The sequence below is a fragment of the Aquisphaera insulae genome, assembly GCF_011064615.1.
GTDB classification, from domain to species: domain Bacteria; phylum Planctomycetota; class Planctomycetia; order Isosphaerales; family Isosphaeraceae; genus Aquisphaera; species Aquisphaera insulae.
The window spans coordinates 1-13001 of the sequence record NZ_JAALJH010000068.1 but is presented as its reverse complement, the minus strand read 5'-3'; the positions used below and the strand labels follow the sequence as shown (position 1 = coordinate 13001).

General features: G+C 68.2%; 10 protein-coding genes. 3 read left to right on the top strand and 7 right to left on the bottom strand.

The features are described from left to right. Positions 1 to 126: 126 nt before the first annotated feature. From G6O54_RS26915 to G6O54_RS26885, 7 genes are all read right to left on the bottom strand, one after another. Positions 127 to 798, bottom strand: coding sequence for a hypothetical protein (locus G6O54_RS26915; RefSeq protein ID WP_250847108.1), 672 nt, complete (start codon positions 796 to 798; stop codon positions 127 to 129). 543 nt (positions 799 to 1341) lie between these two features. Beyond that, positions 1342 to 2295 (bottom strand): hypothetical protein, encoded by a 954-nt coding sequence (locus G6O54_RS26910; protein WP_165230308.1) that lies wholly within the window; start codon positions 2293 to 2295, stop codon positions 1342 to 1344. A 106-nt stretch (positions 2296 to 2401) separates the two neighbouring features. Then, entirely contained in the window at positions 2402 to 3991 is a 1590-nt protein-coding gene (locus tag G6O54_RS26905; RefSeq protein WP_165230305.1) for a GspE/PulE family protein, read from the bottom strand. Between the two features lie 288 nt (positions 3992 to 4279). After that, positions 4280 to 4564 (bottom strand): flagellar biosynthesis anti-sigma factor FlgM, encoded by a 285-nt coding sequence (locus G6O54_RS26900; RefSeq protein ID WP_165230302.1) that lies wholly within the window; start codon positions 4562 to 4564, stop codon positions 4280 to 4282. Positions 4565 to 4812: 248 nt separating this feature from the next. Beyond that, the gene (locus G6O54_RS26895; protein ID WP_165230299.1) at positions 4813 to 6099 is read right to left on the bottom strand and encodes an MlaD family protein; all 1287 of its coding nucleotides are present in this window, start codon (positions 6097 to 6099) and stop codon (positions 4813 to 4815) included. 100 nt (positions 6100 to 6199) lie between these two features. Beyond that, positions 6200 to 7153, bottom strand: coding sequence for an ABC transporter permease (locus G6O54_RS26890; RefSeq protein ID WP_165230297.1), 954 nt, complete (start codon positions 7151 to 7153; stop codon positions 6200 to 6202). Then, positions 7150 to 7548 carry a HEAT repeat domain-containing protein gene (locus G6O54_RS26885; RefSeq protein ID WP_165230293.1) on the bottom strand — a complete coding sequence of 133 codons (399 nt, stop codon included), beginning with the start codon at positions 7546 to 7548 and terminating at the stop codon, positions 7150 to 7152. Before G6O54_RS26885 ends, G6O54_RS26890 begins: the two co-directional genes overlap by 4 nt. A gap of 639 nt (positions 7549 to 8187) precedes the next feature. Here G6O54_RS26885 and G6O54_RS26880 point away from each other — a divergent pair. The 3 genes from G6O54_RS26880 (at position 8188) to G6O54_RS26870 (ending at position 12745) form a co-directional block, all read left to right on the top strand. After that, the gene (locus G6O54_RS26880; protein WP_165230290.1) at positions 8188 to 8817 is read left to right on the top strand and encodes a sigma-70 family RNA polymerase sigma factor; all 630 of its coding nucleotides are present in this window, start codon (positions 8188 to 8190) and stop codon (positions 8815 to 8817) included. 104 nt (positions 8818 to 8921) lie between these two features. After that, the gene (locus G6O54_RS26875) at positions 8922 to 10865 is read left to right on the top strand and encodes an FAD-dependent oxidoreductase (RefSeq protein ID WP_165230287.1); all 1944 of its coding nucleotides are present in this window, start codon (positions 8922 to 8924) and stop codon (positions 10863 to 10865) included. A 164-nt stretch (positions 10866 to 11029) separates the two neighbouring features. After that, entirely contained in the window at positions 11030 to 12745 is a 1716-nt protein-coding gene (locus tag G6O54_RS26870; RefSeq protein WP_165230284.1) for a calcineurin-like phosphoesterase C-terminal domain-containing protein, read from the top strand. Positions 12746 to 13001: the final 256 nt, after the last annotated feature.

The following is a 13001-nucleotide window of genomic DNA, read 5'->3' as shown; positions in this document are numbered from 1 at the left end:
TCCGAGAAGGCCCTCGTCCCGTTCAACGAAAGCAGCCGGCCTCCCGGGTTGACTCCGGGAGGCCGGCTGGCGGGTCATGATCGATCCTTGCCGTCCATTCGCTTCGGTGACGACTCCGCGAGCAAATCAGGGCCTCATCGACGGTCCGACGTAGTTCGCCGCGGCGGCGGCCGGATTCACGCCGATCGGGGCCGGGGGCCGGTCCACGTTGTCGGGCCCGCCGCAACGGCGGAGGTGGTCCTTGTCGATGTATACGACCTCCACCTTGTGGTCGACGTGATTGAACGGGATCGGGTAGTCCGACCAGTACAGCTCGTCGTAATAGATCGTCCCCTTGTAATGGCAGTGGACGAGCTGGCAGGGCCCGGCCAGCGGGTAGATCTTGCAGCCGTCGACCTTCTCGCCGATCTTCTCGATCAGGATCCGGACGTTGTTACGCTGCGTCTCGTAGAAGACCGGGGAGCCGCTCTTGAACTTCGGAACCTTGTTCCAGACCTCTTCCTCGCTCGGCGGATCGAGGCACGCCGCGCCCAGGCCGTCGGCGGGGATCGGGTCCAGGATGGGCACCCGGTCGCGCTCCTCGCGCTTGATGTCCTCTTCCAGCCGTTGCGACTGCGAGGCGAAGATCGGCCAGGCGAACGACCAGCCGGTCGGATGCAACGGGGAGATATCTCGGAAGACGTAACTCAGCCCGCACCCGAAGTGCGTGGTCGAGACGACGGCCAGCATGGCACCCGTCATCAGGCCGCGAACCCAGCGCGGGGTCATCGGGCTCCGGTGCCGCGCGGATTGGAACATTGTCTTTCCCCTCCTTGGAATCATGCGCGAACGCGCCGCGAGGCTCTCCGGCCTCGCCGGCCTACTGGCGCCGGGACCGTTTCTTAGACGGATTCACTGACCGATCGTTCCGGCGACTATCACGATTCACGACGATCGATCTCTGGGACTTCTTATCGTTCGCAAGTCGCCCGGCCTGTGAGGAATTTCGGGATTCCATTGACAATTTCCTGCGACCGGCATCCTCCGCAGACCCAACATTTCGCCACGTCAGAGGACTCTAACGGGTCCATGAAGATACGGATCCGGCAACCTGCGAAGCCTACGCAAAATAGGCATGGACACCTGAGACGGACAACGTCCTCACCGCGTCGAGAATTGGCGTGGCCTGACCTCAAGAGTGGGCCAAGCCCTGGGGAGTCCCCGGCTCGGTTTCGCGGAGCGGCGTCCCGTGGCCCCGCGAGCCAACGCAGACGCCCCGCGGCGTCGGCCGGCGCGAGGCCGGTCAAACGAACGAGGGGCGTGCGGCCGCGGTGGCGGGGTCGTTCCGGGTCATCGCCCGCGTCAATTCGGGCCGGCCGGCGTCAGTGGAATCACCGCCGCTCCGGTCGACGGCCGGATCGGGGTCGACGGGTCGGGGAGCGGCGGGGCGCTGAATGGAGCCGTCGAGGCCGTGGCCGCCGGGGCCGCAGCCGGTGCCGGGTGGCCCTCGCCCGCGTTGGCGGCGATCGTCGCCGGCCGACTGAGCTTGGTCTGGAGGTTCTCCATCGCCGTGTGGAGCAGCTTGATGCCGTTATCGCAGCCCTGAGGGTTGCCGGCATACGAGAACGAATGGGCCTGGAGTCGACCCATGCGCCGCTCGTAGATCACGATGTGAACATAGTCGATGAAGTCGTTCGAAGGCGTGCCGCAATGGCCGCGGACGCGCATCAGCTCGCCGCTCTGGATCGCGTCGACGACGCCCTTCAGGTCGGCATTGGAGACGTGATGGACCCCCTCGGAGTCGATCACGGTGCCGTCCGAGAAGACCTGCAAGAACATCCCGAAGGTGTTCCCGTCGTTGGATTTGCCGAGCGCCATCCGGGTCAGCAGCGGGTCCGCGGAGGTGACGGCCGGGCTCACCCGTGCCCGCGGGCTCAGGCGAGGCTGCCCTCCCTGGGGCGGGCTGACGTCCGGGGTGCTGGGCCCCTCGCCTGTGATGGGGCCGGCGGCCGGGGTCACGGCCGGCGGCCGGGACGGGGAGCCCGCGGGCGGGATGAACAGGTTGCCCGGCGTGGAATTCGATCCGATGTCTCCGAACTGAGACGGCGTGCCGCGCGGGGCCGGCTCGGCCCGGGGCGTGCTGGGCGCCGCGGGGAACGCGGACGAACCGGATGTCCCCGACGAGTTGCCGTTGCCTCCCAGCCGGAAGAGCCGACCGAAGAAGCCGTTGTTGTCGTCGGCAAGGGCCGGGCCAGCGGCCATCGCCATCGCCAGGGCCGCCATGGCGGCCCTCTTTCCTAGACTCGTGCCGTGCATCACCGACCTCCTTGCCGGTTCCCCTCGACTCGACTCCGACCGCGGGGCCGCGCCAGGGCCAGGCCCGCGTGGTGGAATGCGGAGGCGTCCTGCCTCCGGCATCCGCTCAGAACGAAACGACCCGGTAGACCTCTTCGACCGTCGTCGTCCCATCCAGTACTTTATCGACCGCGCTCTGCTTGAGCGTTCGCATTCCCAGATCCACGGCGACGCGCCGGAGCACGTCCTTGGGGATCTGCTGGAAGATCAGATCGCGCAACTCCTCGCCCACCACCATGATCTCGAAGATGCCCGTCCGTCCCATGTAGCCGGTCTGGAAGCAGGCCGGGCAGCCGAGGCCGCGGTGGAGGGTCAGCCCCCTGTGCTCGTCCGGGTCGAGCTCGAGCCCGACCAGTACTTTCTCATCGGCCGGCGACGCGATCCGGCAATAGGGACAAATCCGCCTGATCAGGCGCTGGGAGACGATCGCCAGCAAACTGCTCGAAAGCTGGTAGCCCGGGATGCCGAAGTTGTACAGGTTGCTGATCGTGCTGGGCGCGTCCGAGCCGTGCAGCGTGCTGAACACCAGGACGCCCGTCAGGGCGGCCCGGATCCCGATCCGGGCGGTCTCCTCGTCGCGGATCTCGCCGATCATGATCACGTCGGGATCCTGCCGGAGCATCGCGCGGAGGCCCTCGCCGAAGCCCATCTCCCCCTGCGTGTTCACCTGGGTCTGGTTCACGCCCGGGATCCGGTGCTCGATCGGGTCCTCGATCGTCATCACGTTCCGGAGCGGGGAATTGATCCGCTCCAGGCTGTTGTAGAGCGTGGAGGTCTTGCCCGCGCCCACCGGCCCGGCGACCAGGATCGCGCCGTAGGGCTGGGCGACCAGGTGGTCCAGCAGGTCCGCCTGGTGCTGGCTCATCCCCAGGTGGGTGAAGCCGACCAGGGAGGTCAGGACCTCGTGGATCCGGATGACGATCTTCTCGCCGTAGATCGTCGGGAAGGTCGCCAGCCGCAGGTCGCGGGGGCGATTCTGGTGCATGATCGAGATCCGGCCGTCCTGGGGATGCCGGCGCTCGACGATGTTCAGGTTCGCCATGACCTTCATGCGGCTGATCATCGCGGTGGCGCTCGCCGGCTCCACGAACAGGATGTCCTGGAGCTGGCCGTCGATCCGGTATCGGACCCGCAGGCCCGTCTCCTGGGAATCGAAGTGGATGTCGGTCGCCCGGCAGTCGAAGGCCCGCTCCAGGATCTGGCCCACCACCTCCGGCAGCGGCGCGGTCAGGAGAAGCTCCTGCAGCTCTTTTCGGATGTCCCGGTGGTGTTGCGTCCGGTCCGGCGAGAGCGACGGCGAGGTCGCCTTGGCCGGCAGTTCCGCCGAGCTCGGCGGGCCGGGGGCGAGCTTCGCGGCCGTCGGATCGCCGGCGATGGCCGCCAGCCGCTCGAACGCGAGCTGGTTGAGCAGGTCCGGGGAGATCAGGTTCATCTCGAGGATCGCCTGGCGGAGGTCCCGCCCGCGGTCCATGCCGTACTGCTGGGCGGATCGGATCTGGTCGCCCGTCACCAGGCCCCGACGGATCAACGCCAGGACCAGGGTCTCCTCCTCCGGCGAGAGCGGCGGCGCTCCCGGGTGGGGCGAGTAGCCGGCGCGATCCGGGGGCGAGGCCGGCCTGAGGGGGGGAGGGGTCGGGGTCGGATGCGATGAGTCCACGGCCGTCGGCTCCTCGGTGTGGTCGCTTCGGCATTCCCGGCTCGGGCATGGTCATCGCCCGCCGAGGTTCCGGATAGAACTCGGAGCATTGTTGACCAAACCCACGTCATTTCCAAGCGGCTGGAAGGCCCGCCCCTGGTTTTCCCGGCGGAGAAGCCGGGCACCCGCCGTGGTCCGCAAATGGACGCGGGCCGTCGCCCGGGACCTTGCGGGTCAATCGGGCGACGGCCTGCCATTTGTTTCGGGTTCACGCCCTCCGGTAAGGGCGTGGAGCGTGGAGCCCTGCGCTCAGCGGCCCATCATCTCGTCGAGCATGCGATCGAGCGCCAGCTCGAGCTTCTCCGGGGTCTCATACGCTCCGGACGCGATCTGGCGTCGGATCTCCTCCACCTTCTCGTGGCGGATCTCCGGCAGGCGGCTGATGCCGTCCAGCATCTGTCCCAGCGGCGAGATCTCGACGTGGTCGCGCGGGGCACCGGCGTGCACCGTCTGGCCGGCGTCCACGCTGAAAGCGGCCAGTCGCGGGTAGATTGGCTGAGGGCCCTGAGTCCCCCCTGCACCGAAGATTTCCATGGGACCTCCAAAGTGGTGCTTGGACCGACGGCTCCACCCTTGCGGTTCCGGGTGTTGCTCGAGAGTAGTAATTCGGAGCCTGCTTGAGCGAGTGAGCCGGCTGACGACAGTCGGATCTCCTGACTCCGGTCTCCGTCCACACCATCGACGCCCTCCTCGGGCGTGCTGCCTTTCTTTATCGGCCGGGGTCCGGGTGGGAATTGAAGGAAAATCCGGCTTCTTCCCTCCGCGACGGATTCCGCCGCGGCCTAGCGCAGCCGGCGTGAGCTGCTCACGGGCCGCTTCAGCCCCTCCGCCAGCGCCGACGAGGTCTGGTTCAACCGTTCCGCCAGGGCGAGCGCCTTCTGCTGGAGCGCGGCGACTTCCTGCTGCTGCTCCGGGGTCTTCGCCTGGGCCTGCACCGACTCGATCGTCTTCACCGCATCGTTCAGCTCCTGCGCCCCCTTGCTCCAGACCTGGGCGGCGTCGTAGACCGCCTGGACCCGCAGGTCCTCGTTGTTGGGCTTGTAGAAGGGGCTCAGGACGAACGGGTTGGAGAAGATCTTCTGGACGAGCTTGTTCCCCCAATCCGTGGCGTCCCGGACGTTCGTGATCGATCGCTCGATGTCCGCCCGGTTGTGGGTCACGATCTGAACGCCCTGCTCCGCGATGATGTCCGCCCGGTAGAGCACCCGATCGGCCCGCGCCCGGAGGATGTCCAGGCCGTCGAGCAGCTTCTCCACCTTCACGCGATCCTTGGCCAGGATGTCGTCCGCGGACGCCGTGATGTTCCGGACCGAGCCCATCGTCGCCTGGATGTTCTGGCGGTTTTCGCCGATGATCCCGTCCGCCTGGCGGGTGATCGACTCCAGGCGGACGATCGTGGACTCGATCTTCTCTCCATTGGCGGAGATCCGCCGCGACAGGTCCTCCACGTGCCCGACCGTCTTCTCCACGGCGGGGCGGATCGAGACGCTCAACTCCTTCAGGTTCCCGGTCGTCTCCGTCAGGCTCGCCAGCACCTCGCGGACCTTCGGGCCGACCGAGTCCACCGTCTCGCGGACCTCCGCGATCGTGTGCGCCAGGTGACTCCGCTCCGCCGGCCCGAGCCCGACCTGCTCGATGATCGGGTCGAAGAACGAGCTCTCCACGCCCCAGACCTGCTGCCCGGCCGTGAGCGTCGCCGTGGACTGCCCGGCGGCGACGATGCTGACGTGGCTCATGCCCGTCAGGCCGGGACTGATCGAGATCTTCGAGTCCGCGGGCAGCTTCTCCAGGAGGCTCGCCGGCATCGAGATCCGCACCCGGGCGCAGAGGACGTTCTTCACCTTCACGAGGTCCAGGTCCACGACGTTGCCGGCATCCAGCCCGGCGACGCGGACGGGGCTGCCGACCCGAATCCCCTGGCCGTCCCGGAAGATCACGTCCACGGTCTTCTGGCGGGCGAGGAACCCCGGGCCGTCGCTAGCCATCCCCATCAGCGCCAGCAGGCCCGCGATGGCCGCCAGGACCACCAGGCCCACCGTCACGTCCCGCATCGTCGTCCGACCACTCATTTCGGGAGCCCCCTGGATGCGTGGCCCCTCGCCACGAGAAAGCCAATCGGACCGAGCCGCACGCCTTCAACTCGCCTCGCCTCAACGCCCCTCGAAACGGTCATGGCGTGGGAGGCTGCAAGAGCGATGGGCCGTAGACCGGCACCGCGTGATAGACCATCAGGAACCAGGTCATGTTCAGGATCAGGGTCGCCACCATGGACACGCAGACCGCCCGCGCCATGGGGACCGCCAGCGACTCGCCCGGGCCGGCGCCCTCGTCGCCGCCGCGAAGCCCCTCGAAGCAGCAGATCGAGGCCACGGCCAGCCCGAAGCACAGCCCCTTGACGATCAGGCCGATCACGTCGCGGAACCAGATCATCCGGTAGAACATCAGGAAGTACATGTTGGTGGACAGCCCCATCATCTCGCGGGCCGCCTGCCAGCCGATGAAGCTCCCTACCAAGAAGCCCCAGAACGAGAGCAAGACCGTGGCGATCGCCGCCGCGGCCAGCCGGGGAGCGACCAGGGCGCCGGCGACCTCTCGGAGATGCTCGGCATCCCTCCGGTCCCTCCCCTCGCCCGCCGACCATCTCCCCTCGCCCCTCAACCCGGGGACGTACCGGCAGGCGAGGAGCCCGGCCATGCTCATCCCGGTCGCCATGGTGGCGATGTTCCGGAGCAGGCCCACGCCCACGACGGCCCCCGTTCCGTCCACGAACGTGCTGCCGAAGTACGCCTGAAGGGACAGGGACGAGCCCATCCCCACGTGCACGAGCCCGATGATCGGTCCCCCCAGGGCCAGGATCGCTCCCAGCTCCCGCTTCATCGTGGCCCAGAACGGAGGGGCGTCCGCGGCCCTTCTCCGCCCCCGAACGAGCGAGGCGGCCGCCGCCATCACGAGGATGGCCAGCCCGCCGAAGTACGCCGGGACCGCCACGACAGCTTGGCCGATCCGGCCGATCAGCTCGACGGGCACCGGCATGCGCGATCCCGGTCCCGGGCCGTGCCGGGTCGCGCCCGCGGCCGCGGCCGCGGTCCGGCCCACGGTCGTCGTCGACGTGCTCATGCTCATGGCGGAGATCCCCCCTGGGGCGAGGGCCGGGGCATGCTCTTGCGGGGGGGGGCCGTGGTGCGGCTGACCTCCGCGGCCTGGACGGCGTCCGGCTTCCCCGTCATCCAGGCCCGCCAGCGGCTGGCCGCCGCCGATCGCTCCTCGGGATCGGCCCAGGGCCGGAAGCCGAAGTCGTGCCTTGTCCGCTTCTTGAGCTCCTCGTTGGCCGCCAGCCGGACCACCGGATCCGTGTCATTCAGCCGGCCGACCAGCACCGGGATGGCCGTCGCGTCCGGCTCCATCTCGGAGAGCCCCACCGCCCGCGCCCTCATCAGCGGCGCGGGGTGATTGATCTTCCGGAAGGTATGCGGCCTCAGGCCGCAGCCCGAGCCGCAGGCGAGGCCCATCACGACCAACAGCCATCTCCCGGAATGTCGCGGCCTCACAAGGGTCATCCCTGAACGGACTGATCGGCCGGCCGCCTCTCGTCGCGTGGTTCCATCCACTGCGCAGGCGCCCCAACCCTCCATCGCGCCGGACTCTAGACGAATCCCCCAAAACTCACAACGCCAGTCGTCCGCCCGCAAGGCCCGCGTCCACGTCATCCGCGAGCCCGCCGGTCAACGGCAGGAAAATGGCTTCTTTCGTCGCGGAAAGCCCGTGACACTAGCCATAAAGCTCAATATACAAAAGACTTATGGAATCACGAATTGGCTCTGCCGGACGATTTACCCGCGTTCCCGGCCGACCCGCGGCTCCCTCGCGGGCCGGCGTCTGCTCCTTTTCACCGTCTACCGCGTTGCCAAAGATCGGTCGAGGTTCCGCACGATGCGCGCACCTTGGATCCCTCCCAATAAGTAAGATCCGCTCAAGATTGCCGCTGGTTTCACGAAAACGGAGAAAATGGACGCGACGCCGCACTCCGTGGCGAAGTCCGCGACTCCGGTGGCGCGAACCGGGGCGAAGCGGTGACGTGGACATGGGGGGCCGCGCCGTTAGAATGGACCGCACGGGCCTTCTCGGATGTCGTGCGAATGAGGGGGAGACATGCCCGGATGAGCCCAAACGAGCTCGACGAGATCGCGTTCGCGCGGCTGCTGGCCTCGGCCCGGATGGGAAACAACCCGGCGCTCGGAGAGCTGCTGGAGCGTTACCGGAACTATCTCTCGCTGCTGGCTCGGGTGCAGATCGGTCGTCAGCTCCAGGGGAAGCTGGACGTGGCCGACGTCGTCCAGGAGGCGTTCCTCGCCGCCCACCGCGCCATCGGGCAGTTCCGGGGGATCAACGAGGCCCAGCTCCTGGCCTGGCTCCGGCAGATCCTGGTCGCGATCCTGGCCAACCAGGTGAGGAAATACGTGGGCACGCGCCGCCGCGACGTGACGCTCGAGCGCGAGCTCCAGGACCACGTGGATCAGTCATCGGCCTGGCTGGGGCCCAACCTGGCCTCGCCCCAGAGCTCGCCGAGCGCCCAGGCGTCGCGGAGGGAGCAGGCGGTGCTGCTCGCGGACGCCATGGAGAGCCTGCCGGCCGATTATCGCGAGGTCATCATCCTCCGGCAGCTCGAGGGCCTCTCCTTCCCCGACGTCGCCCGCCGGATGGGGCGCACCGAGGACAGCGTCAAGAACCTCTGGGCTCGCGCCCTGGTCCGCCTCCGCCGCTCGCTCAATGCGCTCGAGGAATCCTGAAGGGCCTTTCCCCGCTGTTTCTCCCTCGGCGGAATGGTAGAACAGCCGGGGTGTTGGGCGCGAATCGAATCGAGAGCCGACGGGCGAAAAGCGAGGCGACATCCATGAGACGACGCGACTTCCTGGCCGGGCTGGGCGCAGGGACAGGGGCCTACACGCTGGCCGTCCGCGCCGACGGGATCGAGCCGACGACGCAGGCGACGCAGGACCGCTTCCTCCGGGTCGCGCCCTCCGGACCCGATCTCGCCTTCGAAGCCGCGGAGCCGCACATGGTCCGCGTCGCGCTCGCGTGCGACGTTCTCGTCGCCGGGGGCGGCATGGCGGGTGTCTGCGCGGCCCTCGCGGCGGCCCGCAACGGCGCGACCGTCGTGCTGATCCAGGACCGATCGCGGCTTGGGGGCAACTCGTCGAGCGAGGTCAAGATGCACGTCGTGGGCGCGTCCTGCCACAAGGCCCGGCCTGGCTGGCGGGAAAGCGGGCTGCTCGAGGAGATCCGGCTCGACGACGCCGTCAACAATCCGCAGCGGTCGTGGGAGCTCTGGGACCTCCTGCTCTACGACAAGGTCATGAGCGAGCCGCGGATCACGCTCGTGCTCGACACCTCGGTCGTCGCCGCCGAGGTCAAGGACGGCCGGATCGTCCGCGCCCGGGCCCGCTGCGATCGGACCGAGCACCTCTACGACGTCGCCGCGTCCGTCTTCGTGGATTGCACCGGGGATAGCCGCCTCGCGCTCGAGGCCGGTGCGAAGGTCCGGCAGGGCCGCGAATCGCGGGACGAGTTCGGCGAGCCGCTGGCGCCCGCCTCCTCGGACGGCGAGAAGCTCGGCTCGAGCATCCTCTTCACGGCCCGCGACCACGGCCGGCCCATGCCCTTCGCTCCGCCATCCTGGGCCCGAAAGGTCACCAGGGACCAGCTCCGGCACCGATCGATCAGCTCGTGGGAATACGGCTACTGGTGGATCGAATGGGGCGGGTCCATCGACGCGATCCGCGACAACGAGCGGATCCGCTTCGAGCTGCTCCGGATCGTCATGGGCGTCTGGGACTTCATCAAGAACTCCGGGGCGCATCCGACGAGCGCGAACTGGGCCCTGGAATGGGTCGGGATGATCCCCGGCAAGCGGGAGAGCCGCCGGATCGAGGGGGACGCCATGCTCACCCAGGCCGACCTGATGGGGGCGCACGACTACGTCGATGGCGTGGCGGTCGGCGGCTGGCCGATGGACGACCATGCGAAGATGGACTTCGACCATTCCGAGGTCCCGCCGTACACGTCGATCCGGGTCCCGGTCTACAACATCCCGCTCCGCTGCCTGATCGCGAAGGGCCTGTCCAACCTGATGATGGCCGGCCGCAACGCCTCGTGCTCGCACGTCGCCTTCACCTCGACTCGGGTCATGGGCACCTGCGCCGTGATGGGCCAGGCCGCCGGGACCGCCGCGGCCATGGCCGCCCTCGATCGCGTCGACCCGCGGAAGCTCTACCAGGAGCCCGCCCGCCTGCGACGGCTCCAGCAGCGGCTCCTCCGGGACGACCAGACGATCCTGGACCTCGCCGGCGAGGATCCCGAGGACCTCGCCCGCAAGGCCACCGCGACCGCCTCGGCCGAACGCCCCGGCACCCCCGCCTCGGCCATCCTCGACGGCATCACCCGCGACATCCCCGGCGGCGACCTGCACCACTGGAGTGCGCCCCTGGGCCCGGGAGGCGCCTGGATCCAGCTCGACTGGGACCAACCCCGCCGGATCCGGACGATCCAGCTCACCTTCGACTCCGGCTTCCAGCGGGAATTGACCCTCACCGCGTCCGACGCCATCAACCAGGGGATCGTCCGCGCCCCCCAGCCGGAGACCGTGAAGGACTACGAGCTCCTCGCCAGAACCGGGCCGTCCGGCGACTGGCGATGCGTCGCGAAGGGCTCGAACAACCACCGGCGACTGGTCCGTCACGAGATCGATCCGACCGACGTGGGGAGCCTCCGACTGCTCATCCGGGCCACCCAGGGAGACGCCCTCGCCCGCCTTTTCGAGATCCGATGTTACGCCTGAATCGCGTGCGCGAAGGCGACAGGCGCATCCCCCTTCACCGAACATTCTCCGAACCCTGGCTCTAGCCAGATCGAGGCCGTCGCCGGAACGTGTTACGTTCGGCCGCGATGTTCACAACCGCGTCACCCTCCGACCTGGGATCAACGAGGACCACGAGAAGCATCATGATTGGACGCGAACGAAGCCTCCGACTGCTGGCCGGCACGATGGTCGTGCTCGCCTTCCCTCTCACCGGTCGGGCGCAGGAGCCGAAGAAGGCTCCCCTGCCCGCCCAGAGGCCGACGCACGCCGAGCAGGTCAGCCCCGGGCCTGCACAGCCCGCGCCCATCGTCGGCACGCTCAAACCGGTCAAGGGTGTCGTCTTCGAGGACGCCAACGGCGATCGGGTCCGGAACGAGGGAGAGGCCGGCATCCCCGGCGTGAAGGTCTCCAACGGCCGCGAGATCGCGAAGACGGACGATGAGGGCCGCTACGAGCTGACGATCGACGACGACGACATCGTCTTCGTGATCAAGCCCCGCAACTGGATGACCCCGGTCGATGAGCATCAGTTGCCGAAGTTCTACTACATCCATAAGCCGGCCGGCTCGCCGACGAGCCTGCGATTCCAGGGGGTGGCACCGACAGGGCCGTTGCCGGCCTCGGTCGACTTCCCGCTGCACCGCCGGCCCGAGCCGGACACGTTCAAGGCCCTGGTTTTCGGCGACACCCAGCCCCGCGACGTCGAGGAGGTGGAGTACATCGCCCGCGACGTGGTGGCCCCGCTGATCCAGGACAACAAGGCCATCGGCGCGACGCTCGGCATCACCCTCGGCGACGTCGTCTTCGACGACCTGCGGGTCTTCCCGCCGCTCAACGACGCGATCTCGCTGCTGGGCATCCCCTGGTACAACGTCATGGGCAACCACGACACGAACCACGACGTCGATCATGACTACCAGTCCGGAGAGACCTGGCAGCGCGTCTTCGGCCCCCAGTACTACAGCTTCGACCACGGCCCGACCCACTTCCTGGTCCTGGACGACATCCGCTGGCTCGTCTTCAAGGACGGCAAGCGCGGCTACATCGGCGGGCTCGGCCCCGACCAGATGCAGTTCATCCGCAACGACCTGGCCTCGATCCCGGAGGACCAGCTCGTCGTCCTGACGATGCACATCCCGCTGGTGGAGGCGGAGGACCGCAAGGAGCTCTACGACCTGATCGCGAAGCGGCCCCACTGCATCTCGATCTCCGCCCACACCCACTACCAGGAGCACGTCTTCATCGACGACAGCGACGGCTTCCACGGGCCGAAGCCGCACCACCACATCGTCAACGTGACCGCCTGCGGCTCCTGGTGGCGGGGGGCGAAGGACGAGCGGGGAATCCCCCACACGACGATGCGCGACGGCGCCCCCAACGGCTACTCGATCTTCACCTTCGACGGCCACGACTATTCGATCGAGTACCGCGCCGCCAGCCGCTCACCGGAATACCAGATGAACATCTACGCGCCGGACTCCATTTCCGCGGAGAAGGCCGCCGCGACGCAGGTCCTGGCCAACGTCTTCGCCGGCTCGAAGCGGTCAAAGGTGGAGTTCCGCCTGGGCGAGTCCGGCGACTGGTCGACCATGACGCGGACGGCGGTCGAGGACCCCGACTACGTCGCGACCAAGGCCCGCGAGGACGCGCTCCTCGCCGCGGTGAAGGCCCTGCCCGTGGTTGACACAAAGACGCCGAAGCGGCCGTTCATCACGCTGCCGGAGGTCATCAAGTCGCCGCACATCTGGTCGGCGAAGCTGCCCCCCAGCCCGCCGAAGGGGAGCCACCTGATCCACATCCGCGAGACCGACATGTTTGGGAAGGTCCACGAGGACCGTCGCTGGATCCGGATCGAGTGAGTCGACCTGGAGGATCCAAAGCCTGCCCGGGTCGCGGCTGGATCCTCGCCCTGGCGCGATGAAAAGTTGGCCTGGACGACCCGGGCTTCTTGGCCGGTATTTGTTCCGCGGGAACGAGGCCTGTCGGCAAGCCTCGGCCAGCGCCTGGCTCGGCAGGAGCCTCGCCCTGGCGCGATGAAAAGTTGGCCTGGACGATCCTGGCGTCTTGTCCAGGATTTGTTGCGCGGGAACGAGGCCTGTCGGCAAGCCTCGGCCG

Coding starts and splice junctions, on each gene's coding strand:
- G6O54_RS26875 (WP_165230287.1), top strand. CDS start 8,922: ATGAGACGACGCGACTTCCTGGCCGGGCTGGGCGCAGGGACAGGGGCC.
- G6O54_RS26890 (WP_165230297.1), bottom strand. CDS start 7,153: ATGAGCATGAGCACGTCGACGACGACCGTGGGCCGGACCGCGGCCGCG.
- G6O54_RS26915 (WP_250847108.1), bottom strand. CDS start 798: ATGTTCCAATCCGCGCGGCACCGGAGCCCGATGACCCCGCGCTGGGTT.
- G6O54_RS26900 (WP_165230302.1), bottom strand. CDS start 4,564: ATGGAAATCTTCGGTGCAGGGGGGACTCAGGGCCCTCAGCCAATCTAC.
- G6O54_RS26880 (WP_165230290.1), top strand. CDS start 8,188: ATGAGCCCAAACGAGCTCGACGAGATCGCGTTCGCGCGGCTGCTGGCC.
- G6O54_RS26910 (WP_165230308.1), bottom strand. CDS start 2,295: ATGCACGGCACGAGTCTAGGAAAGAGGGCCGCCATGGCGGCCCTGGCG.
- G6O54_RS26895 (WP_165230299.1), bottom strand. CDS start 6,099: ATGAGTGGTCGGACGACGATGCGGGACGTGACGGTGGGCCTGGTGGTC.
- G6O54_RS26870 (WP_165230284.1), top strand. CDS start 11,030: ATGATTGGACGCGAACGAAGCCTCCGACTGCTGGCCGGCACGATGGTC.